At 37.3% G+C, this 25,458-nt stretch carries 22 protein-coding genes; 5 read left to right on the forward strand and 17 right to left on the reverse strand.

The features are described 5' to 3' along the window. The first annotated feature begins 139 nt into the window (after positions 1–139). Both dsbB and H4J69_RS08650 read left to right on the forward strand, forming a co-directional pair. On the forward strand, positions 140–658 hold the full coding sequence (dsbB, locus tag H4J69_RS08645; RefSeq protein WP_182216330.1) for a disulfide bond formation protein DsbB: 519 nt from the start codon (positions 140–142) through the stop codon (positions 656–658). Positions 659–806: 148 nt separating this feature from the next. After that, positions 807–1,523 carry a ZIP family metal transporter gene (locus H4J69_RS08650; RefSeq protein ID WP_182244264.1) on the forward strand — a complete coding sequence of 239 codons (717 nt, stop codon included), beginning with the start codon at positions 807–809 and terminating at the stop codon, positions 1,521–1,523. A gap of 93 nt (positions 1,524–1,616) precedes the next feature. On the opposite strand, the gene H4J69_RS08655 is transcribed toward H4J69_RS08650, so the two are convergent. The 3 genes from H4J69_RS08655 to H4J69_RS08665 form a co-directional block, all read right to left on the reverse strand. Beyond that, positions 1,617–2,993, reverse strand: a complete 1,377-nt coding sequence (locus H4J69_RS08655) for a DASS family sodium-coupled anion symporter (protein WP_182216333.1) — start codon at positions 2,991–2,993, stop codon at positions 1,617–1,619. A 45-nt stretch (positions 2,994–3,038) separates the two neighbouring features. After that, positions 3,039–4,052 (reverse strand): beta-N-acetylhexosaminidase, encoded by a 1,014-nt coding sequence (gene nagZ, locus H4J69_RS08660; protein ID WP_182216335.1) that lies wholly within the window; start codon positions 4,050–4,052, stop codon positions 3,039–3,041. A gap of 161 nt (positions 4,053–4,213) precedes the next feature. After that, complete coding sequence (locus tag H4J69_RS08665; protein WP_070376448.1) at positions 4,214–4,834, reverse strand: TetR/AcrR family transcriptional regulator; 621 nt, start codon at positions 4,832–4,834, stop codon at positions 4,214–4,216. Positions 4,835–5,575: 741 nt separating this feature from the next. Here H4J69_RS08665 and H4J69_RS08670 point away from each other — a divergent pair. Further along, positions 5,576–7,417 (forward strand): M2 family metallopeptidase, encoded by a 1,842-nt coding sequence (locus H4J69_RS08670; RefSeq protein WP_182241944.1) that lies wholly within the window; start codon positions 5,576–5,578, stop codon positions 7,415–7,417. Between the two features lie 89 nt (positions 7,418–7,506). Here H4J69_RS08670 and H4J69_RS08675 read toward each other — a convergent pair whose 3' ends face one another. The 11 genes from H4J69_RS08675 to H4J69_RS08725 all read right to left on the reverse strand — a co-directional run bounded on the left by H4J69_RS08675 (position 7,507) and on the right by H4J69_RS08725 (position 17,772). Next, a complete protein-coding gene (locus H4J69_RS08675) occupies positions 7,507–8,229 on the reverse strand; it encodes a hypothetical protein (RefSeq protein ID WP_182241945.1) in 723 nt (240 codons plus the stop codon). 311 nt (positions 8,230–8,540) lie between these two features. After that, on the reverse strand, positions 8,541–9,461 hold the full coding sequence (locus H4J69_RS08680) for a hypothetical protein (protein ID WP_070376445.1): 921 nt from the start codon (positions 9,459–9,461) through the stop codon (positions 8,541–8,543). Positions 9,462–9,524: 63 nt separating this feature from the next. After that, positions 9,525–10,172, reverse strand: coding sequence for a hypothetical protein (locus H4J69_RS08685; RefSeq protein WP_070376444.1), 648 nt, complete (start codon positions 10,170–10,172; stop codon positions 9,525–9,527). Between the two features lie 87 nt (positions 10,173–10,259). Further along, positions 10,260–10,724 carry a hypothetical protein gene (locus H4J69_RS08690; protein WP_070376443.1) on the reverse strand — a complete coding sequence of 155 codons (465 nt, stop codon included), beginning with the start codon at positions 10,722–10,724 and terminating at the stop codon, positions 10,260–10,262. Positions 10,725–10,745: 21 nt separating this feature from the next. Beyond that, entirely contained in the window at positions 10,746–11,018 is a 273-nt protein-coding gene (locus H4J69_RS08695; RefSeq protein ID WP_070376442.1) for a DnaJ domain-containing protein, read from the reverse strand. A 204-nt stretch (positions 11,019–11,222) separates the two neighbouring features. Further along, positions 11,223–11,660, reverse strand: coding sequence for a group 1 truncated hemoglobin (locus tag H4J69_RS08700; RefSeq protein WP_182244265.1), 438 nt, complete (start codon positions 11,658–11,660; stop codon positions 11,223–11,225). Then, positions 11,660–12,481: a DUF3034 family protein gene (locus H4J69_RS08705; protein WP_182244266.1), complete on the reverse strand. Its 822-nt coding sequence runs from the start codon at positions 12,479–12,481 to the stop codon at positions 11,660–11,662. The genes H4J69_RS08700 and H4J69_RS08705 overlap by 1 nt, the downstream gene beginning before the upstream one ends. Beyond that, positions 12,465–14,792, reverse strand: coding sequence for an EAL domain-containing protein (locus H4J69_RS08710; protein WP_182216347.1), 2,328 nt, complete (start codon positions 14,790–14,792; stop codon positions 12,465–12,467). Before H4J69_RS08710 ends, H4J69_RS08705 begins: the two co-directional genes overlap by 17 nt. Further along, entirely contained in the window at positions 14,782–15,441 is a 660-nt protein-coding gene (locus tag H4J69_RS08715; protein ID WP_182244267.1) for a methylamine utilization protein, read from the reverse strand. The genes H4J69_RS08710 and H4J69_RS08715 overlap by 11 nt, the downstream gene beginning before the upstream one ends. A gap of 521 nt (positions 15,442–15,962) precedes the next feature. After that, on the reverse strand, positions 15,963–16,820 hold the full coding sequence (speE, locus tag H4J69_RS08720; protein WP_182244268.1) for a polyamine aminopropyltransferase: 858 nt from the start codon (positions 16,818–16,820) through the stop codon (positions 15,963–15,965). Then, positions 16,810–17,772 (reverse strand): adenosylmethionine decarboxylase, encoded by a 963-nt coding sequence (locus H4J69_RS08725; RefSeq protein ID WP_182230625.1) that lies wholly within the window; start codon positions 17,770–17,772, stop codon positions 16,810–16,812. Before H4J69_RS08725 ends, speE begins: the two co-directional genes overlap by 11 nt. A 213-nt stretch (positions 17,773–17,985) precedes the next feature. Here H4J69_RS08725 and speB point away from each other — a divergent pair, with 213 nt between their 5' ends. Further along, complete coding sequence (speB, locus tag H4J69_RS08730) at positions 17,986–18,927, forward strand: agmatinase (RefSeq protein WP_259367733.1); 942 nt, start codon at positions 17,986–17,988, stop codon at positions 18,925–18,927. A gap of 68 nt (positions 18,928–18,995) precedes the next feature. Here the strand turns inward: speB and nhaD are convergent, their stop codons facing one another. Next, positions 18,996–20,417, reverse strand: coding sequence for a sodium:proton antiporter NhaD (gene nhaD, locus H4J69_RS08735; RefSeq protein WP_310733551.1), 1,422 nt, complete (start codon positions 20,415–20,417; stop codon positions 18,996–18,998). Positions 20,418–20,787: 370 nt separating this feature from the next. Between nhaD and H4J69_RS08740 the strand changes: the two genes are divergently transcribed. After that, entirely contained in the window at positions 20,788–20,958 is a 171-nt protein-coding gene (locus tag H4J69_RS08740; RefSeq protein ID WP_182244269.1) for a CopG family transcriptional regulator, read from the forward strand. 245 nt (positions 20,959–21,203) lie between these two features. On the opposite strand, the gene H4J69_RS08745 is transcribed toward H4J69_RS08740, so the two are convergent. Both H4J69_RS08745 and H4J69_RS08750 read right to left on the reverse strand, forming a co-directional pair. Next, on the reverse strand, positions 21,204–22,004 hold the full coding sequence (locus H4J69_RS08745; protein ID WP_182218237.1) for a hypothetical protein: 801 nt from the start codon (positions 22,002–22,004) through the stop codon (positions 21,204–21,206). Between the two features lie 308 nt (positions 22,005–22,312). Beyond that, complete coding sequence (locus H4J69_RS08750; RefSeq protein WP_182244270.1) at positions 22,313–25,450, reverse strand: efflux RND transporter permease subunit; 3,138 nt, start codon at positions 25,448–25,450, stop codon at positions 22,313–22,315. Positions 25,451–25,458 lie beyond the last annotated feature (8 nt).

Below are 25,458 nucleotides of genomic sequence, written 5' to 3' on the forward strand. Positions count from 1 at the left end.
TTGTGCAACAAACTAAGTGCTAGCAACTATCACGCTAATGTCACTATCACATCAATTTAAGTGTCAATATGTGATGATGTCTATAGTTAACTAGATAACAATCTAAAATAACAACATTGAACATGATTAAGGAAAACTTTTGAAATTTTTAAGTGATTTATCGGTAAACACTCGCGCTTGGCAATTACTTAGCCTAACCGTTTTTGGTTTAGAATTATCGGCTCTTTATTTTCAATACGTAATGGGCTTAGCTCCTTGCATTATGTGTATTTACCAACGTACAGCACTATGGGGAATATTCTTTGCTGGCATAGTTGGCAGCATGGGCAATAAAAATACTCTCTTACGCTCAGTCGCATTGACACTCTGGGGTGTTAGCGCTATATGGGGGTTATTGATTGCCATTGAGCACGTTGAAATTCAATCAGCTACATTATCATTTCTCTATAGTTGTGAGTTTGTACCTAACTTCCCAAGTTGGGCCCCTTTACACAAATGGTTACCTTCTTTGTTTGAAGCAACAGGAGATTGTGGTGACATAAATTGGCAATTCTTCGGTTATACTATGCCACAAATGATGATTGTTGTTTTTGGTGGTTTTACTGCTGCGCTAGTGGTAATTGTATTAGCTCAACTGATCAATAAAAAATCACTGTGATCATTTAAAATGTCGATTTACTCGCTGCTTTTAATAAAGGGTCACAGAACACAGTAGTCAAATTATAAGGCCTTTAATGGCCTAACTAATCTCATTGTATTAAACAATAGCCTCACAATGGGGCACTTACTGCTTAAGTGATAAAATCATGTCTATATTACTCACTGTTATCGTATCAACATTTCTTGCTGGTTTGGCTATGCCACTTGGTGCTGCCCTTGCCTGCTTCGAAAAAATTGGCAATGACTGGCTTGAACAAGAGCTCAGACATAGCGTTATGGCTTTTGGTGGCGGAGCGCTGTTGTCGGCAGTTGCCTTAGTATTAGTACCTGAAGGAATGGGAAATCTTGATATATTACCCGCATGCATTTGGTTTATTGTTGGCGGGCTTAACTTTATGGCACTAGATATTTATCTTAAAAAAATAGATACACCTGCCAGTCAACTAGCAGCAATGCTTGCTGATTTCATTCCAGAATCAATAGCACTTGGAGCAGCATTCGCAACAGGAAGTAGTAGTGCATATTTGCTAGCTGGTTTAATTGCCTTACAAAACTTACCTGAAGGATTTAGCGCTTATCGTGAGTTAAGTGCATCTTCAAGTTATAAACCGCAAAAAATTATCATGGTCTTTGCTTTAATGGCAATACTTGGGCCTATCGCCGCAGTTTCTGGCTATTTATGGCTATCTGAGTCCCCCAAGATTATTGGCGCGGTTATGCTTTTCGCTTCAGGCGGAATTCTTTATTCAATATTTCAAGATTTGGCACCACAAGTAAAATTAGAAAATCATTGGGCTCCACCGATGGGCGCTGTGTTAGGCTTTACTCTTGGCATGTTGGGGCTAATGTTAACGGCAGCATAAATCATAATGGCGTTATAATAGAAGCATAATTTGCCATTACATTTATGCTAGGTAATTAAGATAAAGGGGCTAAAATTTAGCCCCTTATTTTTGTTATAACAAAAATAAATAGCAAACAATTGCTATTAAACAAGACAAGATAAAACTTAATATTGCCCCTTCTTTCACCATATCTTTAATTTCAAGTTCACCAGTACCATAAGCAATTGCATTAGGCGCAGTAGCAACAGGCAGCATAAAAGCGCAACTCGCGCACATAGCGGCGGGCACCATTAATACCATAGGATCGTAACCAGCAGAGGTGGCAACGACAGCCAAAATAGGCATAAGTAAGGTTGCTGTCGCGGTGTTACTGGTAATTTCTGTGAGGTAAGTAACCACTAAACAAATTGTCAGTATCATCACAATTACCGGTAAATTAGCCAACGAAGACAGCCATTCGCCTAGTATCTGGCTTAAACCTGATTCAACAAACCCTTTAGCAATGGCAATACCGCCAGCAAATAACAGCAACATTCCCCAGGGTATTGATTTAGCAGTGTCCCAATCAAGCAGGCGCGAGCCCTTACCATTAGGGATTAAAAACATTAACACCACGGCAAATAAAGCGACGGTGCTGTCACCCGCAATTTGAACATTTAATAGGTCACTCCAGCCACCAAAGGGCTCTGAGCGAGTGATCCATGCGAGTGCTGTAAGGCCAAAAACCCACAGTGTTCTTTTTTCTTCACTTCGCCATTCGCCTTGCGCGGGTAACTTTATTTCATGGTCGAGTTTTACCTTTCTTGTTAGCCAGAATGCCATAATAGGTAAAGCGATTAACACTATCGGGACGCCTATTTTCATCCATGATAAAAACCCAAATTCTCGGCCAGTATTTTCTTCATATATGCCCATAAAAATAACATTGGGTGGTGTACCAATAGGGGTACCAATACCGCCAACCGACGCAGCATAGGCAATACCTAAAATTAAAGCGACTTTAAGTTCTTTGTTATCTACATGAGTAAGTATAGCTAATGCAATCGGCAGCATAATTAAAGTCGTTGCGGTATTTGAAATCCACATACTTAATAAAGCAGACGCTAACATAAAACCAAAGACTAATCGCCGCCCACTTGATACGCCAACTAACTTAACCATGTAAACAGCAAGTCTTTGGTGTGCTCCACTTTTCTCTATCGCTTTAGAGAGCATAAATGCCCCCATTAACAATAAAATAACGTGACTACCTAATGATGAAGCTACTGTTTTATGATCAACAACCCCCAGTAGTGGCAGCAAAGCAAAAGGGACTAAAGATGTTGCAGGAATGGGGATCGCTTCACTAACCCACCAAATAACGGTGAGTAATGTTATTGCCGCCGCAGTTGCGGGTTTTTCTGCTAAGCCTAACCAAAGTAGCAAAAAGTAAAAACCAAAGGCTAGTGCGGGTGCTAAGACAATAAAACTTTGTTTAGTTAACTTCATTTAACTCTCTATTTTTATTATTTTTAAGAGGACGATAAAATTATTTTATAAGTATTCGGCTAATGCTTGTCGAGCATGTTGCCAATGAGTATTCGCCTTTAACTCACTGAGCCCACTCGTAGACGTTTTCAATAAACGTAATAAGCGCTGATTACTTTTTTCATCAATAGTGATATTGGCATGGTCAATGACATCTATACAGCTATCTCTGTTATTACACAGTAATAGCATGTCGCAACCTGCTTGTTGAGCTGCTTCAGCACGTTCAACATAACCACCAACACATGCAGCACCTTCCATCGATAAATCATCACTGAAAATAACGCCACTAAAACCAAGTTGCTTACGCAAAATATCTTTGAGCCAGTAAGGAGAAAAACCGACAGCTTCGCGGTCAACGTCAGGGAAAATAACGTGGGCAGGCATTAATGCATCGACCTTATTGCTATTAATTAACGTTTTAAAAGGTAACATATCAACAGCGAATATTTCATCACGTGAACGAGAGTCAATAGGTAAAGCAAGGTGAGAATCAGCTTCAACACTGCCATGACCAGGAAAATGCTTACCCGTAGCTTTCATACCAACCAAATGTAAGCCATCGACAAAAGCACTAGCGAGTTGACAAACAATTTCTGGATTTTTATGAAAAGCTCTATCACCAATAACAGCACTAATATCGTTAATATCAAGAATAGGTGCAAAACTGATATCAATACCGACGGCTTGAACTTCTAATGCCATTAATATTGCACTTTGTTTAGCCAGCTCTTGCGCCACACTAATATTTTCTTCGGCAAAGTGCCAAATCTTACCCATTGCCGGAATAAGAGAGAAGCCATCACGAAATCGCTGAACTCGACCACCTTCATGGTCAACGGCAATAATCAATGGCTTTTTAGCGGCACGGCGGATATCAGCAGTCAATTCTGCTATTTGTTCAGGGGATTCATAATTACGAGTAAATAAAATTAACCCACCAACAAGAGGATGTTGCAGAAGCTCTTTGTCTTCTGCCGTTAAAGATGTGCCAAGCACATCTAGCATAATAGGACCCATATACACACTTTGAAGATGATAAGTTTTTGATGTTGCTACTTTACCTAAATCAATAGTAATTACAAAGGCTGATATTGATATATAACGGTGATACCTGAAAATTATCGCTGACAGATTGAAGTATCACGGATATATCATATAAAAATGATAAAAGAGTAAGATTAAAGTAAAGGAGCAGCAACACCTGCGGCGACATAAGGGATAACTTGTTTAATCACGCCGGCAATGTCCATATTACGATCAAAATCACTTTTAGCGATATCAATTAAAGCATCACTCGAAGACATGGTAAAAACCACTGTGCCCATAGTGAAGTGCAAACGCCAAAACATTTCTTCAGCAGTAAGCTCTGGATAAGCTTTTTGCACCGCTTTAACAAAGTTATTAATAACGCCTGGGTATTGTGTCGTTAAGAACCAACGCAAAAAGCCTTGGCTATCGCTATAACCTCGTCCTAATAATTGTAAAAAATTACTGGTACCATTTTCTTTAAATTCATTTAATGATAACAAGGGTTCAATAAAAGCTGAAAACACTTCAAGTAAGGTTAAATCATCTTGTTCGCATATATTCACTAGCGATAATTCTAAACGAGGTGAAAGTTCGTTCATATAACGAGACATTACTGATTTTATTAACTCTTTTTTAGAGCCAAAATGGTAATTTACTGCGGCTAAATTAACTTCTGCTTGGCTAGTAATTTCTCTTAATGATGTACCATTAAAACCTTGCGTTGCGAATAATTTTTCTGCTGCATCTAAAATTTTGTTTTTTGTACTCATGTGCCAACGGTACCTCTTACCTGCGCCCTAAATGAAAATATTCATCATTAATTAAGCCTAGTTTAAACAAGCGTTTGAAATAACGCAACAATGAATATACAAATCAATAAATTTACATTTAAATTCAACAAGATAGCCTTTATTTTGGTATGACCACCTCCTCTATTACCTATTCACAGCCAGATGAATATGGCAACGATCACAATACAGACCAAACGTTGTTATATTCGTAAAAAACGCAACGTAGACCTTTACGTTTTATTGAAGAGAATATTGAAGCGTACAAAGTACTGGAGATGACTATCAGTTCAGTCCAAGAATAAAAGTTAAGCCCTAGCATTAAATTCTAAGTTTATAAGCCTAATTTAACCTTAATCACATTCGCTAAGGTTAAGTTTTACACACTGAAAGTAAAGAGCATAATATGGCGATATAAAGCACTCAACGTAAAAGTGTTTAGTGCTTTTTATCGAAACAACTAAAACGTTTAGATACGTTGATACTTCCCTACTGGTTTATCTGATTTAATCTACATAGGTTATCTTTAATCTCGACTTTTATTTAACGTTAATCGCGTTAACGTTTGCCCGTTAATTACCTAGTAAGATAATGTTCAAACTTACTTAATCACAGAGTATTGTAAAAGTTTGATCAGTTTTTGCGGTCAAAGCTTTAAGCTGACTAGACAATTTTATATACTGGCGATTCATTATCTATTAATAATAAAAATATAAGACTGTTATGATAAAACTATTCAAACAAACAAGCGTAGCCTTGTGTGTATTGGCCTCACTTACTGCATGTAATGATGAAAATTCTACACAAACTGAACAAGCACAAACGCAAGTAGCTCCAGCATTAACAGCAAAAGATGCGAATGTATTTCTTAACGCTACCGAAAAAGAATTAATCGCTCTAGGTATTGAGGGGAGCCGCGCCGAATGGATTTATTCAAATTTTATTACCGATGATACAGCCGCCCTATCTGCGGCAGCAAACCAAAAATCAACAGAAGCTGGCGTTCGTTTCGCTATGGCAGCGGCTAAATTTGACGATGTCGATGTTACAGAGACACAACGTAGAAAATTAAATACCTTAAAGCAAAGCTTAGTTATGCCAGCGCCACAAGATTCTGAAAAGTCAGCTGAACTGGCAAAAATTGGCTCTGAACTTGGCGGCATGTACGGTAAAGGAACATACACGACCCAAGCTGGAAAAAAATTAAGCTTGGGTGAAATGACTTCGACGATGGCAACATCACGTGATTACGACGAATTGCTAGAAATGTGGCAAGGCTGGCGAACAATTAGTCCAGAGATGAAACCTTTATTTGTTCGTCAATCTGAATTAGGCAATGAGGGTGCACAAGGGCTAGGCTACAAAGACTTAGGCGCCATGTGGCGTTCAAACTACGATATGCCTGCTGACGATTTCGCTAAAGAACTTGACCGTTTATGGGGACAAGTAAAGCCCTTGTACGATGACCTTCACTGCTATGTTCGCAGCGAACTAGGCAAAACCTATGGAGAAGATAAGGTAGCACAAGACCAACCTATTCCCGCTCATTTGTTGGGTAATATGTGGGCACAATCATGGGGGAATATCTATGAGTTAGTTGCTCCTGAAAATGCAGATCCAGGTTATGATGTTACCGAGCAGTTAGCTGCAAATAACTATGACGAAATTAAAATGGTTGCAGGGGCTGAAACCTTTTTTACATCTTTAGGGTTCGATGCATTACCTGAAACATTCTGGACGCGATCATTATTTACTAAACCAGCAGACCGCGATGTTGTTTGTCATGCTTCCGCTTGGGATCTTGATGCAAAAGATGATATTCGCATTAAAATGTGTATTCAAAAAACCGGCGAAGAGTTCAACGTTATTCACCACGAACTTGGTCATAATTTCTATCAGCGCGCTTACCAAGATCAACCCGTTTATTTTCAAAATAGTGCCAACGATGGTTTTCATGAAGCGATTGGTGACACCATTGCACTTTCAGTAACACCTAAATACTTGAAAGAAATTGGCTTAATCGACACTATCCCTGACGAATCAAAAGATATTGGTTTATTAATGAAAATGGCGTTAGAGAAAATAGCCTTCATCCCCTTCGGCTTAATGGTTGATCAATGGCGTTGGAAAGTCTATTCAGGAGAAATTACACCAGAGAATTACAATACAGCTTGGTGGGAATTACGTCAAAAGTATCAAGGCATTGCTGCACCCGTAGCTCGTGAAGTTGATGCATTTGACCCCGGTGCGAAATACCATGTGCCTGGTGGCGTACCTTACAGTCGATATTTCTTAGCGCATATTCAACAATTTGAGTTTCATAAAGCGCTTTGTGAAATATCAGGTAATACCGATCCCATTCATCGCTGTTCAATTTACAACTCTAAGGCTGCCGGTAAAGCACTTAATACCATGTTAGAAATGGGCTCTAGTCAGCCTTGGCAAGAAGCTTATAAAGTGTTGACTGGGAGTAAACAAATGGACGCAACCGCAGTACTCGATTACTTTGCTCCTTTACAAGTCTGGTTAAAAGAGAAGAACAAAGGCAAGCAATGTGGTTTCTAATCTTTTAATGCCATTATAATTTTTTATGACAAAAGCCTGATAATTGACTTATCAGGCTTTTTTATTGGGGAGAATGGGAACTAAAATAATTACTTAAAGTATTGGATGACTTCATAGGTAACATTTAACAACGTCGCTTGCTTGATTTTTATTTCAGCGCCTTTGAAATTAAATAGGATATGCGCACCTTCTTTATTTTCTATAGAAAAATCTTGGCTAAAAGTCGCTTTAGCCATGTTTGCTGAGTATTCAGCATAGTTAAAGTTAATTTTACCGTTTGATAATCCTTTATAAGAGAGTGTTTTTCTGAAATAGCCTTTCTCAGGGGTCTTACTGTTATCGCTAAAAATATTATAAGGGATATTTAAAGTAACACTTTCATCGCCAGCAAAAGTTCCCAATTCAAAATACCCATCTTTGTTTTCATCAAATAAACAAAATTTAACCAAACCATCATCATATTCAGCGTCATTAAAACAAGCGGCATTGCCCCCTGAGCGACTCATGCCTAACAGGGTGGTTTTTCCTTTGCTTAATCCTGGGTGTTCATCGTAAATAAATTTAATATGAGTAAGTAAACTAACAGACTGCGTTTTTTTTTCTAAGTAGCTACCTGACACTTTAGTTAATAAGTTATCACCTATGTCTACTGTAAATTCATCGGCTAACTCAGGGCTGTTTTTTTTAGCATTAACCACTATCGCGTCACTAGACAAGTTCTGATAAACAGGTAAAGAAGAACAAGCACTCACTATTACACTACCAGCAACCCAACAAACAACAGGTAAAAAACGCCTCTTTATTCTATTCATCCATAACCCTTTATCCAAAAATAATAATATGATGAGTAAGGTAGCTTAAACCTAAACTTTACGTCAACCAATCTGTACAAGTAATTGCCTTAGATATATTTTATCAACACAGAAAGTAATATTTCAACCGACAGGTCTAAACTTAATAAAGGGAAGGTTTAATTGTATTAACAAAAACTAAAAAAAAGCGCTAATAATGAATAGCATTGAAAATTTTATCTGGAGTTGAGTTATCACAAAGAAATAACCGCACTAGTGCACGGTTATTTAACAAGTTATCGCTTACTTTTAAGTATTGGTTAATACTTTTATTATTGCCCTTCAGGTCTTAAATAAGCCAAATCATCTTCATCGTCAGCATGAAAGTCATAGCCACCGTCAAAGTCGCCATTGAGCTCATTAGCAACAGTGATAGGCAATTCTAATATCTCCTGAATATAAATAGAGAGATTTTCCTGTTGATCAATAATGCCCTTAAGTTCAGTGAACGTTAATAACTTTATATCTTGCAGGTAACCTTTAGTTAAAACTGATAATTGTTCAGTAAAACTGGCAATACAAGTATCGACTTTAGTCAGTAAGGCCTGTTTATCTGTTTTGGTCAGGTAAGTATTCAACTGCTCGTACAAACTTGTAGTAAAAACTTTTTTATCACTATCAATAAGTAATAATGCAATGGCGGTGTTTAGAAATTTTTGTAATTCAAACAACAATACCTCTTCATCATCGTCAACAAGTAAACTGGTTGCACAATAATCTGTGGCAATGCTTTTATAAACTTGTAATAACTTGGCACTTTTATACCCTTCATTAACTAACGCTGTATGCATTACTCTGATATCAGTTGTATCATTGATGGCTAAAGCGTAACGGCGAATAGATATTTCTTCGAAGTATGAAGGGGATATTGTTTTTAATTGAGCATACTTTGCCCAGCCTGCCCGAAAGCAATAAACAACACCTTGGCTTTTTAAAATTTCTTTTGCCTTATCTGTGTCGTTATCACAAAGGTCTAACAAACCTAAATTGCTCATTCCCAGAACAATTTCACAGCCTTTTTTAATTTGATCAGCATAAATTATTGATAGATTATCAGACGCTATTCTCAAAGACATATCAGATAACTGTTGTTTGGTTTTATGCATAAATTCAGGCGTAAAAAAACCTTCACTTTCGCCGTCTCTTAATACTAAAAGTAAAAACGGATAATTTCTTAACTCTGCAATGTTCATTGATGAATTCCAATCAATTAAAGCGGTTATTATAAGCTAAATAAATACGGTGGCAGTTTAGCGTTAAAGAGGCGCAAACATATCGTCGGTATCCATTTCTACAGCAGTCACTCTTTGTTTATTTGCATTTTGCTTTAATGCATTCTCTATATTATCGAGTGTGCCATTGGTACTAACCGTCATTACTTCACGATAAGCTTCTTCGCTTAAGGATTTTATTTTCATTAATAATTCTTCAATACTACCAGAGGTTTGCTCTTCATCTTCTTCAATTTCTGAAAAATCATGGCCGATGAATGGTAAAGACAAGTATAAAAGACCAAAGTCGTCTTCAACTATCGCCGTTAATACTTCTCGTTGTTTTTCTTCATCATCAGAAGAAAGAAATATTTGCGTTAACAAACTATGCGCTTCTGTTTGTGCACAAAAGACGTGGTCTTCATCAATATTTTGCCAGTAAGATGGTTCAACATTTAAGAGTTGTTTTATTGACTCAGCATCCATTAACCATGTGGCAATAGAGGGAATGGTGGCATCGTGCTCTCTGACAATTTTTGCTACCGTTAAAATATCCATCTCGGTTAACACTGCCAGCATTTTTTCGTCGCCGTGCTCAGAGGCAATAGCCTCTAATGAAGTGCCTGCACGTCTACCGCTGTGTTGTGCTTGTTCTATAATATCGCTAGCTAGAATTAATGCATTTTTTGTCAAGTTGATTCCTTAAAACTTATATTTATTTGTCGATTATTTCGGTTTTTAATGGTGAGTTAAACTTAATTACACTCTTATTGATTAAGCTTAGTAGTTCTCATCATAATCATTAGATTCATCGTCATCATCGACTTGAGCGTAATCATCTTCTTCGGCTTTTAAGGGCGTTGCATCATAACCATTATAGAAATGAATCAGCAAAACAGCTTTTTTCAAGTCGTCTTCAGCATGCGCCATTATTTCAGTAATACATGCTCGAGCATCAGCATGAACGCCGACAAAAGGCTTAACGTCAGCCCACTCTGGTTCATCGTTAAGCTCGATTGTCGATAAATTTTTACTATCGATTCTTACCTTAGTTGAGATAGCCATCGCCAACTGATCAACCATGCCATTAAATAATAAAGGCATTTGCTTTAATTGTTCAAACAAATTTGATAAATAATTTGATAATAGATCAGGATTTTCTGGATCCGATAATGAATTCATATTCTCTAAATACATAGAGAAATCATCCGTTAAATATTCGGGTAAGTTAGTTTGGGATTGCATACAAATCTCCTAGTAAAAAGGCTAATTCTGCGCTTGATTAAAAGCACTTTGCCAAAAAGAATCAGCAATTTCTCGCGGATCGGTTATTACCGTATAGTTACTTTTTAAATATAATGACCGTTTTTTTGGATCAGAAATAACATCATATGCTTTTTGAATAAGTTGAAACTTTTCTTTGGCTTCAACATTATCATTTCTATCTGGGTGATATTTATTGGCAAGTTTTCGATAAGCTTTTTTAATTTCGATGGTGGTTGACACCCTACTCACGCCTAACTGTTCAAAATAATCCATAAAATTTCAACTACCTTTAGCAAGACAACATAAAAATGACTGTTGACACAATTGGCGCAATTTTACCTTCGCTATTACATAATTAACATCATTATGTTTGCTTATTTTTCGTTTATATTAAGGTATAGAGGTAATCGATTAAAACTAAACGCAAATAATGTTGTTAGGGCTAACTTAAGCAACAGATAGAAACAGTTGCCGACTTTACATTTTTATTATCTCTGGTCTCAAAACAGCTAATTTAACCAATATTTTATTTTGGGACTGATAAGAGATATCAACATCTTCCATCGCCTCTATTAACAACTCTACCACACGATTAAAATCAGCTTCATTGATATTCATACCGGTATGAATATCAATCATGCTATCGCCATTATACTTACAGGGACCATTAACCACACCACACAGATGGTTGATAAAACCGTTCTTGAAATGTTTGACGCTCGATTTGGCAAAATAAGGCAGTATTGCTTTATCCTTGACAATTCTTTTTACAAAAGCATCAACAAGTTGTTCTATCCCTTGATGACCGCCAATATCTTGATAAAGTTCATCACTTGGTATTAAATTCTTACTACTACAGCCCAGACAAAGTTGCAGGACTAGGACAATAAAAAAACCGTTAACATATTTAATCATTAATAAGATCCCGACAAAGATAAATACCAACCCTTTTGATCGGCTAATGCAGCTATAGTGCCTAAATTAAGATAGGCGAGAGTAACGTTCAAATGTTTGTTTGGGAACCAAGCAACAAAAACATCTTGCCAGTCGTCTTCTCCAAGACCTAAATTGTCTGGTTTATGGCGATATTCAGTGCCAATCGCCAAGTGTTTATTCATTAATACGGCTACTGACATTTCGGTTTGTAATGCACCATTACCTTTTGGGCCACTAAAACCGAGTAACCCCATTTCATTTGCTTTTGTGTAACGAGCAGTAGCATTCCATAACACGTTATAACCGGCCAACAAACCTAAATGAAGCTTGCTCGCTGCTAAATAAATATCGGTACCTGTGTCATCTTTCGCGCCTAATGAAAAAGCGACATCGGCAGTTGATAGTGATTTGTGCTGTATACCTACTGATAATTGTGGCCAAGTGCTATAAACCAAGTCACCGTACAAACGTACTTTAAGACCTAAAATTTTTTGAGATAAGGTTAATGATAATGGGTCGACCTGAAAATCTTGCTTAGCAAATGAAAACTCGACACGGTCATAAAAATTAATTTGCCCTCCGCAGCTATTTAATTGAAAGTCTTTCACGTTAGCCTGCGAACAAAAGGCAGAAAAGGCTATTTCGTCTTCCGTTGCATACCCCGCTAATTGCGCCCAAGGCACTAGACCACCGCCTCCTGAGCCCTCGACTTGAGAAACACCAGGGGTTGCTAATATTTTACCATTAGCGAAGCTAGTCAAAGGTAAAAGGAGTAATATAAGGCTAAAGAGGCGATTCATAAGTTTTATACCATTCAATAAATTTTTCAGCGCTAACAGGTCTTGATAAATAGTAACCTTGTGCATAGTCACACTGAAAGTCATTTAATAACATTAAGCTTTCTTTGTTTTCAACACCTTCAGCGACCACACTCAGCCCAAGTTTATGACCAAGAGAGATAGTTGAGGCAACAATATCTTGATCTTTCTGGCATTGTTCTAACTTTAAAATGAAGGTTTTGTCAATTTTCAGTTCATCGACGGGTAAACTTTTTAACTTAGCTAATGAAGATTGACCAATACCATAATCGTCGACTGAAATCAGAAAACCTAATGATTTTAGGTGAGATAAACGCGCAACGACTAATGCTTCGTTTTCGGCAATATCTCTCTCTGTTAATTCCAAAGTGATTTGCGATGTTGACACTTCGTGATTATTTACTGTGTTAAGTAAATAATCAACAAATTGCTCATTTTGAATATCTTGTGCGGATAAGTTAATCGCTACCTTAAAACGGTAGCCCATCTTATTCCATTGTTCAGTTTGTTGAATAACTTGTAGGATCACCCAGCGTGTTAAGGATACAATCAAACCGGCTTTTTCAGCTAAATCAATAAACAATTCTGGGTTTACAAAGTTACCTTCTTTATTTATCCAACGAATTAACGCTTCAAGTTTATCAATTTTACCGGTATTCATATTTAATTTTGGCTGATAATTCATGAAAAGTGGACTTACTTCACACTCAAGTGCCTCTTTTAACTCTTCTATTAAGCGCAACTTATAAAGATAAGCCTCGTCTTCTCCATCTTGATAAAATCGCAATAAGACCTGGTCTTGATAAGCTGAAGCAACTGCCATGGTTGATCGCCTGATCAATCGCTCCGCATCGACGCCATGCTCTATAGAGTTGGCGACACCAAAATAAAGTGATAAATTAATTTTAATGTCATCAAGCCAAAAAGGACGATTAAGTTCACTCTGCAGCAATTCGATAAAATGTTTTATTTCATTGGTTTTCTGTATAGGTACAGCCAATAAAAATTCATCTGAATTAGTGCGCGCAGCAATAATATCGTGCTCTAAGTTATGATTTGATTTTTCAATATAGACTAAAATACGGGCAGCAATTTCTTTTAAAATATTATCACCATTAGTCAATCCTATGGTGTCATTAAGTGCTTTAAAGGCTTTAATATTAAAAGTAATCACCACTAAGTGAATATCTTTATTAAAGTAGTCAGCTACTTTTGTTAATGTTTTATGGCGGTTGTATAAGCCAGTTAATATATCGCGCTCTGCCTGATAAACAATTGACTGCTCACGATTCTCAATAGCCGCGCCCATCAATGAAAATCCTTGATAAAGTTCGCTAAATTCAACAGGCAAACGGTTGGCCAATTTAGGCACATTAAGTTCACCGCGGCCAATTTTTTTCGTAACTTCCATTAAAATATGTAACGGCGTAGATAAGCCTCGAGATAATAGGCGAGAAAAGGTGATAGCAATAACGATGACAATCACCGCTATTATCAACATAGAAAAAATCAGCCGATTAAAATCACTTTGAATTTGTGTTAAAGGCGCAGACAAGGTTGCTTTTATATCTTTAGAACCACCGAAGTTGATGGTTTTGTGGAAGTAATCTGCTCGTGTTAGCAATAAGTTTGGCGACTGTTGTTTAGTGCCTTGTAACAATTGTTTTATAATGTCTTCACGTTCGATACTTGACTCAATCAGTTGATTGTTTTGCACTAATGTTAAGTCTAAAGCGATGAGGTCTTTCAGTTTTAATAGTGCAACTTGGTCAAATTCAAAGCCAATCACGGTGTAAGCAATAACTCTTGGCGCCTTAACCGGGACAACAATAACTTGGTAAACTTTATTTTCGATACTCAGAATTTGAGCATGAACCTCCCTAAAAGGAAGTTTAGTAATATTTGCTTGAATTGTTTTTTCATCGAATGAGTGTAATGAACTGGTCGTCGATAACTTACCTTCTAAGTCTAAAATCAACATCAAATCAGCATTGATACGTTTACCGTGATTAAAGAGAACACTCTCCACAGTGTTTTTGTCGCGAGTCGCTACCGCTTGTTTAAAACCAAAGTCTGCGGCTAAAACACTGGCGGTAGTCGTTAACACTCGCTCTTGCGACCTTAATGTTTGGTCGAGTACGTTCTGAGCAAAATACATTTGGCGTTCGATTTGGTTTTCGGCATAATCAGCAAACCTAAACCAATTACTCCCCGTTAAAATAATCACGGTTAATAAAATTAAACTGGTTAATAGCCAAGTAATTTGTGCTTTAAAACTAAACCTAGTGTTCATAGAAAGCTAACTCTTCAAAACTGCCTCTTGCTTGAGGTGCTTTTACGCTTATGGTGATAAAAATTTCATTGTTATCAATCATTTTTTGATCAACGGTTAACAGGGTATGCTTTGTTAAACCTATAGTGCTATTAGGATGCCAAATTTTTAATTGGGTATTTAACGCTAATGGTTGCGTTAACAAGACCTCTCCGTTGGTATCACTTAAGTAGGCATTATTTTCATCTGAAACATAAATATAGCCGACCATAGCATCATGGATATTGCAACCCATGACGACAAGACCTTTATCTTCGAAACGAACCGGGCTTTTAGGCTTACCTGAATACAATTTTAATTCAAATGTTTTAGCTAGCGAAAAAGAATAAACATGATGTCTAATATCATCTTTATTGGGAAAGCTAACCTGACTATTAACCGGCACAACTAAAACATGAGGGGAAAATTGTTTGTTTATTTGATCCATCACGTAGATACGATCATCGATTGATTGATTTATAACGGGTTGAGGTATGACATATTCAATAACAGCATCGGGCAGAGGATCATTATTTTGATCAACAACTTTTATAAGTGTTTGGCTAAAAGCAGTTTCAAGGAATACCACTGAACAGAAAGATATAACCATAAACAATCGAAACGTAAACATTATTATGATGACCTTAAATGATTTTTTTTCGTTTTCAAATAATACCTGTACATATGACAAGAGTCTAATTTTATTAAAGTAATAATCAATCCCACTCCCTTGTTAACGGTGTAATAACTTATATTTAACGATAATAGTAAAGTTAAAAGACTTAGCGCTTTACCTGCTAAGCATCAGTAAAAAGAATCGTTGCCAATAGTTTAATGAGTCGATGTAAAAATGAACAATATCCTTTGCACAAGTATAAATATAAATAAAAGAGCATTAGGGGATCACTTGGGAAATAATCAAAAGCTACAGTAAAATAAGGGAATCACTTGGGGAGTAATCATAAGCTATAGCAAAATAAGGGGATCACTTGGGGAGTAATCATAAGCTATAGCAAAATAAGGGGATCTCTTGGGGGAGTAATCATAAGCTATAGCAAAATAAGCGAGTTACTTAGCTATAGCTTGTCTGGTGATTTTTACTTACACAGTTACAACGCAAACGTCTAAAGATTATTGGCCGTTTAAAATGACTTAATTATCAATTAAACCCAGCAAACCTTTTTTGACAAAGCTAGGTAAGGCGAAGGCAGCAGAGTGTAGCGGAGCATTATAATAATCAAAAATTAAGCCTGACTTTTCAACCCGTTCAGCGTTAAAATCATTAATAGGATGGTATTGCTTAGACGCAAAAGTAAAACTCCATAAGCCGCCTGGATAAGTTAAATTACTAAAACTATACAAATAAGTTTTAGGAAAGACATTGTTTAATACTTTCAATAGCGATTGTTGAATATCCATGGCATACCAAGAAGACTCTCCCTGGGCAACAACGATACCGTCATCGGCTAAACAGTTAAAAACATCTTTATAAAATGCTTCGCCAAATAAAGGTTGAGCAGGTCCAATCGGGTCAGTGCTGTCGACAATAATAACGTCAAACTTCTCAGTGGTTTCTTTAACAAATTGCACACCATCACCGATAATAAGATCTATGCGTTCATCATCGAGTGCTGAAGCGGTTTGTGGAATGTGCTCTTTACAGGCGTTGACAACCATCACGTCGATTTCAACCATAGTACATTTTTTTACTGATAGATGACGAATGACTTCTCTTGCCGTTCCACCATCACCACCACCAATCACTAAAACATTTTTAGGGTTAGGATGCACAAACAAGGGCACATGGCTTATCATATCGTGATAAGCAAATTCGTCTCGCTCGGTGACCATAATCAAACCGTCATTTAGTAACATTTTACCATGACCTTTAGTTTCAACAACATCAACGGTTTGAAATTCACTTTTCCCAGAGAAAAGTACTTTTTCTACTTTAAATTTAATCCCCAAAAAGTCTTCAAACTTTTCTTCTACCCATAAATTAGAGTGCATGGTTTTCTCCTGAAATATCAATCATAATTGGCTCAGCAAAGACTGTCTGTGGCAGAATATAGTTGGCAAAGTTTACTAAATAGCCATTATCAAGCTTTTTACAAACACGTGATTTACTCACATATTGTGTTGGAATTAACACCCTTAATTTTTGCTCAAAAGCTTGTTCATTAAAGCTCATTAAATCAAAAGATTTTGGTGCCAGTATCTCTAAAAGTTTTGGCGCAAGCAAAAGTAAATCTATATTCGATTCAAAGCTAATATAACTACTGTCCATTTGAGGCGTCACATGAATGGTTAAATATTGCTGTTCGTTAATCGCATTAAGTGAATAACCGTAAGGAGAAAAGACAAAGTCATCAATAATAAAGCCAGGTAGAATACTATCAATACACAAAAACTGACGAATTTCTTCAGCTGTCAAATTAGCTTGTGTTAAATGTTTCGAAGCCTGCTCACTTATTTGATAGGCGAGTAACTCGTAGGTAATGTCATCAGTATCAGCAGTAAAGTCGTTATCTAAATGAAAAACGTAGTTGTGGTGACTGTCCATTTCACCAAAACGATAAGCCTTACCCGGTAAATATTGATTAATTAATTTGATATCATCACCAAAGCAGCTAGGCTGGGCGTTTGAAAAATATTCGTTCTTACGCTGATAAGTGAGCTGTTTAATCACTTTTGTGCCAAATTTTTGAATAAAAAACTCTACCGCTTTAACTAACTGCGTTTCACCACAAGTTAATATTAATATTCTATCTGACCAGACAAATAAACTCGACTCGGACAGTAAAAAAGCTTTGCAATACTCATTTTCAATCGAAGATAATATTTGAGCTTGACTACGATTAACTAATGCTGACCAAAATTCGTCGTCAATATCGTTAAGTAAAGAAAGCTGCTTACCATCGATTAAGATTTCAGCTTTTTTTTCTGATCCCTCAAAAAACATAACAACTCCTCATTAAAAAAATAGTGCGTCATTTTACAAATTATTTCATTTTTATCAATAAAATAATGTAGCTAACATCGAAAAAATAAACAACAAGCTTGCCATCCAATAGCCATATTTTTATTAACAACACTATATTTTATAAATAAAACTATACATTTAGCCTTTATTTTGGATAATTAAGAAAATATTGCCGTTAGGTATCACGACTCGATGAATATGGTTAAAGAAATTAATGTGGGTTTAATATCCCCGCCAACACCTTTTGAAGGAGCTAAAGATAAGCGAGGTATTTTTCAAAATACCAGCCACATCATCGGCTTTGAGTTTGATGGTACCGCATGCTTTAGAAAAGGTACTAAAGATGGGCCTAACGCACTTCGAGCCGTTTCTGATGGTATTGAATCGTATTCTCCGTATTTAGACGCAGACCTTGAAGATATTTCATTTGTTGATCTAGGTAATTTACCGATTGATTTATCCATTAATGAACAAAGTTGTCAAGCTGATATAGAAAACGCCTATAGTAATGCTAATGATGCTTTTAACACCTTATTTGAAAATGTTGCTTTAAAAGAAAATAATATTCGCATTGTCACCTTAGGCGGCGAACATTCTATTTCTTACGCTCCAATAAAGAAGTATTTGAGCGAATACCCTGACTTAGTCATATTGCATCTCGACGCACATGCTGATTTACGCGATGGTTACTTAGGATATCATTATTCCCATGCCGCTATTATTCGCCGTATTACCGATCATTTTGGTAAAGATAATAAGCTAATACAATACGGTATTCGCTCAGGTACTCGTGAAGAATATCAATGGATGAAAGCACATCAAACACTCAAAAAAAGCAGAGCTGAATTTCTTGCCAGTGTTGAGGCGATTGCACAAGATACACCTATTTATTTAACCTTAGATTTAGATTATTTTGATCCAAGCTTTTTTCCAGGTACCGGAACACCTGAACCAGGCGGAGAAGATTTTCATTCACTGATTAGCTTATGCAAAATTTTACGATCTAAATATTTTGTTGGCTGCGATGTAGTCGAGTTAGCGCCTAAAATTGACAGTACAGGAAATAGTGATGTTTTTGCGGCGAAAGTCGTGCGGGAATTATTACTTTGTTTAGCAGGGCCAAGCACAGCCTAATAGTCGATCAATATCCTAAGAGAACACCTTTAATATAACGCAGTTACATTAAAGGTGTTCCAGATTACTTAGCCATTAATCAAAAAATGAACATAGATACTGGCGCTATAGCCTAAAGCGATAGCCCAACTCCATTTAAGGTGGCCAACAAATGAGTATTTGCCTTTCGTTTGCCCCATTAAAGCAACACCCGCCGCAGAGCCAACCGACAGTAAACTTCCCCCTACCCCAGCGGTCATTGTAACTAATAACCATTGCTGTAAATCCATCACGGGGTTCATACTTAAGACAGCAAAAACAACAGGGATATTATCAATAATGGCTGAAAGTACGCCGACAGCAATATTGGCATAGGTCGGATCCCAGTTGGTATATAATAAGTCTGATACTAAACTTAAATAGCCCATAAAACCGAGGCCACCAACACACATAACAACCCCATAAAAAAACAGTAAGGTATCCCACTCTGCGCGTGCTATTTTTTCAAAAATATCAAAAGGAACGATATTACCTAACCTTTTCAGGGCTTTTTCATCATGACGGATAGTTGCTAAGGTACGTTTTTTATCTAATGAACGAGGAAGGCTTCTTCTTAAATAAAACCCTAAAAACTTGAGGTAACCTAAGCCCATCATCATTCCTAACACGGGTGGCATGTTAACAACACTATGGGTGGCAACTGACGTAGCTATGGTGAGTATAAATAAGAAAATAATTCGCTTCGCGCCACGTTTTAGCATGAAGTCTTCATCGGTTATAGGTGTTGATCTTTCATTAGAGATAAAAAAGCTCATAATAATAGCAGGGACTAAAAAGTTGACCAGTGAAGGTATAAATAGTACGAAAAATTGCTCAAACTTAACTAAGCCTGCCTGCCATATCATTAAAGTGGTTATATCCCCAAATGGACTAAACACACCGCCAGCATTAGAGGCTACAACTATATTGATACAGGCAATGTTAATAAACTTAAGGTCCTTAGGAGCCACTTTAAGGACAATGGCACACATCAACATTGCCGTCGTTAGATTATTAGCAAACGAAGAAATAACGAATGCCATCATGCCTGTTACCCAAAACAAACTGCGTAAACTTAACCCTTTAGAAATCATCCAAACCCGTAAGCTATCGAACACCCCTCGCTCTTCCATCGCATTTATATAAGTCATCGCGACTAATAAAAATAATAATAACTGAGCATATTCTAATAAATTATGATTAAAAGCTTCTTCTGCCGCTTTAGGAATGCCGTGTTGGGTGTAAATCCAACCAATAATCAGCCAAATGACACCAGCCGCGACCAATACCGGTTTTGACTTTCTCAGATGAAGAAACTCCTCACTAATAACCAGTAGGTAAGCGATAATAAAAATCGTTAATGCAGTAAATCCTGCAATAGTGTTAGTGAGATCAATTTCACCGGCTCCAGCGGCAAAAGCAGGTGTTGCAAAGAGGAGCAGCAATACAGTCGTTATTAATTTTTTCACGATATTTCTCTGAGTTAATTTAAAATTTGTCAAAAAACGTTTTATCTCAGCGAGCAGCGCTGCATTAGATATTCCTTTGACAGAGTAAGCAAAGATAATACAAGGCAACGGTCACCATCAAAAAAAGCCTGTGGCTAACGCTTTTAAAGGCTGAAAATTAAGAACAGCCATAATATAAGTATGTTGGGGGTTTATCTGCATGTCTTGCTTACATAAAATAAATATGGGTAAATATCATCAATATATAAGCGTAATTTATCGGTTAATATTTCACACGACAGCCAACAAAACGACAATTATATTCCAATTAAAAGACAATACAATTCTAATTAAATGATAATGAAAATAACATGTCGCTATACAAACATTAAAGGTGGTAAAAACAACAGCCAGACTTACGGTATTCATTGATCATAAAAAGGCGAACTTTGAAAAACTGGCTGCATTAGATGATGTTAATGCGTATCAGAAAGTGCGACAAATGATCGAGGAATATATTGAGGAAAAATCAGGAGGAAGTTTGCAAGGCGATGTTTTTAAATAACAAAAATTTAAGAGCTTGGTCGTTGTCGACTTTTATAGTCTTTATTATCCCTATAAAGCGCTTAGCTAGGTAGGCTGGTATCGACAGGACTAGTATCTATATTTTCGAACAAATATAAGGTGAGATTGTAGCCGAAGCTTTGGTGCTTTGTCCTTTTAATAATGAATATCTAATAGCTATTCATTATTAAATGACCCAAAATAGCTATTAAGTTTTAATATCCCTAGCTTAAATAAACGTTAACATTATTCAGTTTTATAATCTTGAAGGGTCATGACCGCATCATGCAGGCTATCTTGGTTAACTTGTATAATACCGCGCTTAGGTCTGTCTAAATCAATGATAATAAAGACCACCAAGATGATTAAGGTGAATAATAATATCGTGGGAAATGCGGGACGCTTCTTCCCTAACCCGCTATTATATCCAAGCATGCCGCCAACAGTAACAAAAACACTGAACAACAAAAACAATACCGGCTCAGGCACATGGAGTCTAAGCATAGCCGAACGTTTGTTTTCAATTTGAATCATGCTGGACAATGACTGATAAAAGCCATTGGCAATTAACAATGATCTTGGATTTTCTAATTCTTGTTGTGCTAATTCAATCAGTTTCGCTTGTGATTTACTGACCTTTTTGTTTACAGCCATACGTTGCTCTGCATTGCTCAAATCTATTTGGCTCAGTGAAATACGTAGTGCTAAATAAGACTCTAATTCATCAAAAACGTCATCTTTTACTTTACCACTCAATAGTTTTGCTTGCATGGCTACTCTTGAAATAGCACCCGCTTCTTCAATAACCGCGCTGCTTCGTCCATCGTATCGTTGCAGCGACATATTAAACGTGAAACCCAGCAGCAAAGCCAATAAACCCAGAATGCCGGCTTGAATAGCCGTAGATTGACTTTTCATCTCGGTGTTTTCTGCGTCTTTATTACGTAATCCGAAGCTGTAGCCTATTTGGTTAATAATTAACATCAAAATAAAAAGGGTAATAATAATGATAATGCTATTTTTGTCGTACATTAATTCTTGGCTCACTAATTAAATCTCTACATTTGAATAAATTCGTGGGCAAAGAGTGGGTTGAGGGGGGTGATTGGTCAAGGAATATTTTAATAAATATCAGTATTACAGCTAACCTTGATGAAATATTGTAGCCAAAGCGTTATTTTAAGTAAACAGTTTACTCTACTGAGCATATTTTTAATAAAATTTGAAGAAATCAGCACTGCAGATAATAGTGAAGTTAAATTTTTATGATAAATAAAAAAATTGCCAACCTAATGAAAGGTTGGCAATTTTTTAGTGTTATTCCAACAACATAGTTAAGCGTTTAACGGCTGACGTTATGACGATTTTCCTTTATCAACGCCTTTACGTATTAACCAACGCATGTCATTTTTATAACGAGCGAAATAGCGTTTGATATCTTCCATAATCAAATAATTTATCGGCACTAAAAACAATGTAATGATTGTCGCAAATAAAATACCAAATCCCAGACTTACTGCCATCGGAATTAAGAACTGTGCTTGAGTACTCTTTTCAAATAAAAGTGGCATTAAACCAGCAAACGTTGTTAATGATGTCAGTAAAACCGGCCTAAAGCGACGACCACCTGCGGCATAAACAGCCTCAAAAACAGCACTCCCCTCAGCACGCTTTTTGTTAATATAGTCGACCAGGACCAGTGAATCGTTAACCACCACACCCGATAACGCTAAGACCCCCATCAGACTCAATAAGGTTAAATCCATGCCCATTATCCAGTGACCTATAACCGCACCGACAATGCCAAAAGGAATAACCATCATCACCACTAAAGGCTGAGAATAACTTTTAAACGGAATAGCAAGTAGGATATAAATCACCAATAACAAGCCAAACATACCAAATTTCAGTTCTTGGGAAGACTCTTTTTGATCTCTAGCTTCACCAGCCATTTCATAATTCATGCCTGGATACGTACTTATCGATTGTTGTAAAAATTCTTCTAACTCTTCCTGTACCGCAGACAAATTACCTTGCTCTTTGTTAAAGTCAGCCGTAATAGAAAGTGTTCGCTGTCGATCAATACGTAAAATACTCGAAGGACTTAATCCAGGCACTATATCAGCAATCTGCCATAGCGGAACTTCTTGACCGGCTTCGACTCTTATCATCATCTGCTCTAACGTCTCAATCGACTGTCGAGCAGCAATAGGATAGCGCACCATAACTCGCACTTCTTCACGCCCACGTTGAATACGCTGAACTTCAAAACCGTAGACTGCTTGACGAACTTGTCTTGCAACCATATTTAAATTAAGTCCAAGTAACGTTGCTTCGGGCTTAAGTTTTAATTGTAGTTCTTCTTTGCCATCAGACATTGAGTCTTCAACATCTGAAACTGCTGAGTACTGCGTTAATTTACTTTTGAATTTATCGCCTAGCTCAGCTAAATCATTAGCATTCTTGCCACGCAATTCGATATTAATAGCGGGTCTATTCCAACCAATCTCAGCTCGATAATTTAACTGTTCAGCGCCAGCGACTTGTCCAACCATTTTACGCCATTCTGCAACTATCTGTTGCGTGCCAATATCTGTACTGCGGTCTTCTGGAGGGATTGTTTCGACACGAACACGTCCCGTACTTGAATTACGTCCACCACTAATAGAATAAATATTCTTAATAATAGACTCACCAGATTCGGGATCAATATATTTCTCTTGTAATAACTTTGCTTGCGTAGTCATATGTTGAACAATACGATCGGTACTTTCAAAGGCGGTACCTGTTGGCATTGTTAGTGTTGCTGTTGCTACTTCACTTTGCACACGAGGGAAAAATACAAATTTTGTTTGTCCGCTTGAAAGCGCACCAATGACTATAAAAAGTGACGACAACATAATTGCCAGCGTCGCGTATCGCCAGCGCAGCGCTAATGCTAATGTTGGTTGGTAAAATTTAGCAATAAACGTCTCTAAAGAGGTCGATATTGCCATTTGAATACGTGTTAGCCGCGATGGCGCGCCTGTTCGCGGTTTAATATGTTTAAGATGCGCGGGTAATACCAATTTAGACTCGATCAATGAAAAGAGTAAAACCGGCACAATAACGTAAGGAATACTCTGGTACCAACTGCCTCGTCCTTCAAGTAAAGCCAGGGGTATAAAGGCCGCAACAGTCGTTAAAATACCAAAGGTAACCGGTACGGCAACTTCTTGAGTACCTCTAATGGCAGCGGTAAGGGGATCAGTACCACGTTGCATATGTTCGTAAACATTTTCCCCCGTAACAATCGCATCATCGACAACAATACCTAGCACCAAAATAAAAGCAAATAGGCTCATTAAATTCAAAGATATACCAAAAAATGGCATCAATATAAATGCACCCATAAATGACATTGGAATGCCAAGACACACCCAAAATGCAACGGCGGGTCGTAAAAATAAAGCTAAGAGAAGAATAACTAATAGCGCACCTTGCCAAGCGCTTGTAGTAAGCGTAGCTAAACGTGCTTTTATCGACTTACTGCGATCGCGCCAGTAAGTCATCGTTAACCCTACCGGTAATGCTTGTTGTTTACCTGCGATATAATTTTTAACGGCATCGGTTACTTCGATAATACTTTGATCACCAACGCGAAAGACCTCTACCTCTATTGCGGGTATACCGTTAAATCTTGTTCTCAAGGGGGTTTCTTCAAATTCATCACGTAAAACAGCAATATCACCTAAACGGATTAATGTACCATCTTTATCAGTTAATATCGGTAGCTGGCTAAAGTCACTTGCTTTATAAGCTTGACCAATACTGCGGATAAAAATATCTCCGCCTTCAGTTTTCAAATTACCGGCGGATACATCTGTAGAGTTACGTCGTAAAGCGTCGGCAACCTGCTCTAAGGTAATATCATATTTTCTTAATGACCATTCAGGTATTTCAATCGATATTTCAAAACGCAGAGAGTTATCAACACTGACTTGAGTAACCCCAGGCAACGAAGCTATTTCATCTCGAACATCTTCAGCAAAGCGGCGTAATGTTAAGCTGTCATAATCGCCATACATCACCACACCAATGGCGTCACGCATACGCTTAGGCATTGTCACCAAAGGACGTTCAGCTTCAACAGGAAAATTATTAATCGCATCTACGCGAACTTTCATTTCGTCGAGTACTTCTCTAACGTCGAAACCATCTTCTACTTCAACAGTCACGGTTGAACTGCCTTCATTAGAGCGCGAAGTCATTTCACGAATGCCTTCGATATCTTGAATCGCTTCCTCCACTCTTATGGTTAAACCTTCTTCAACCTCTTGTGGTGAAGCGCCAGGTAAAACAGCACTAACTTGTACAGTATTTATTTCAAATTCAGGAAATAAATCTACAGGGATTTTGTTAGACAAACTATAAAGTCCAACGGCAACGATGACCACCATAAGAAGATTAGCAGCGACGTCATTACGAGCAAACCAAGCGATTAAACCATGCATAATGAGTT

Origin of the sequence: Colwellia sp. BRX10-9, assembly GCF_014077405.1 — a bacterium.
GTDB lineage: Bacteria > Pseudomonadota > Gammaproteobacteria > Enterobacterales > Alteromonadaceae > Colwellia_A.

Coding starts and splice junctions, on each gene's coding strand:
- H4J69_RS08715 (WP_182244267.1), bottom strand. CDS start 15,441: ATGTTTACGTTTCGATTGTTTATGGTTATATCTTTCTGTTCAGTGGTA.
- H4J69_RS08750 (WP_182244270.1), bottom strand. CDS start 25,450: ATGCATGGTTTAATCGCTTGGTTTGCTCGTAATGACGTCGCTGCTAAT.
- nagZ (WP_182216335.1), bottom strand. CDS start 4,052: ATGGGTCCTATTATGCTAGATGTGCTTGGCACATCTTTAACGGCAGAA.
- H4J69_RS08700 (WP_182244265.1), bottom strand. CDS start 11,660: ATGATTAAATATGTTAACGGTTTTTTTATTGTCCTAGTCCTGCAACTT.
- H4J69_RS08710 (WP_182216347.1), bottom strand. CDS start 14,792: ATGAACACTAGGTTTAGTTTTAAAGCACAAATTACTTGGCTATTAACC.
- H4J69_RS08680 (WP_070376445.1), bottom strand. CDS start 9,461: ATGAACATTGCAGAGTTAAGAAATTATCCGTTTTTACTTTTAGTATTA.
- H4J69_RS08705 (WP_182244266.1), bottom strand. CDS start 12,481: ATGAATCGCCTCTTTAGCCTTATATTACTCCTTTTACCTTTGACTAGC.
- H4J69_RS08670 (WP_182241944.1), top strand. CDS start 5,576: ATGATAAAACTATTCAAACAAACAAGCGTAGCCTTGTGTGTATTGGCC.
- H4J69_RS08655 (WP_182216333.1), bottom strand. CDS start 2,993: ATGAAGTTAACTAAACAAAGTTTTATTGTCTTAGCACCCGCACTAGCC.
- H4J69_RS08725 (WP_182230625.1), bottom strand. CDS start 17,772: ATGTTTTTTGAGGGATCAGAAAAAAAAGCTGAAATCTTAATCGATGGT.
- H4J69_RS08665 (WP_070376448.1), bottom strand. CDS start 4,834: ATGAGTACAAAAAACAAAATTTTAGATGCAGCAGAAAAATTATTCGCA.
- H4J69_RS08650 (WP_182244264.1), top strand. CDS start 807: ATGTCTATATTACTCACTGTTATCGTATCAACATTTCTTGCTGGTTTG.
- H4J69_RS08695 (WP_070376442.1), bottom strand. CDS start 11,018: ATGGATTATTTTGAACAGTTAGGCGTGAGTAGGGTGTCAACCACCATC.
- H4J69_RS08690 (WP_070376443.1), bottom strand. CDS start 10,724: ATGCAATCCCAAACTAACTTACCCGAATATTTAACGGATGATTTCTCT.
- speB (WP_259367733.1), top strand. CDS start 17,986: ATGAATATGGTTAAAGAAATTAATGTGGGTTTAATATCCCCGCCAACA.
- H4J69_RS08675 (WP_182241945.1), bottom strand. CDS start 8,229: ATGAATAGAATAAAGAGGCGTTTTTTACCTGTTGTTTGTTGGGTTGCT.
- speE (WP_182244268.1), bottom strand. CDS start 16,820: ATGCACTCTAATTTATGGGTAGAAGAAAAGTTTGAAGACTTTTTGGGG.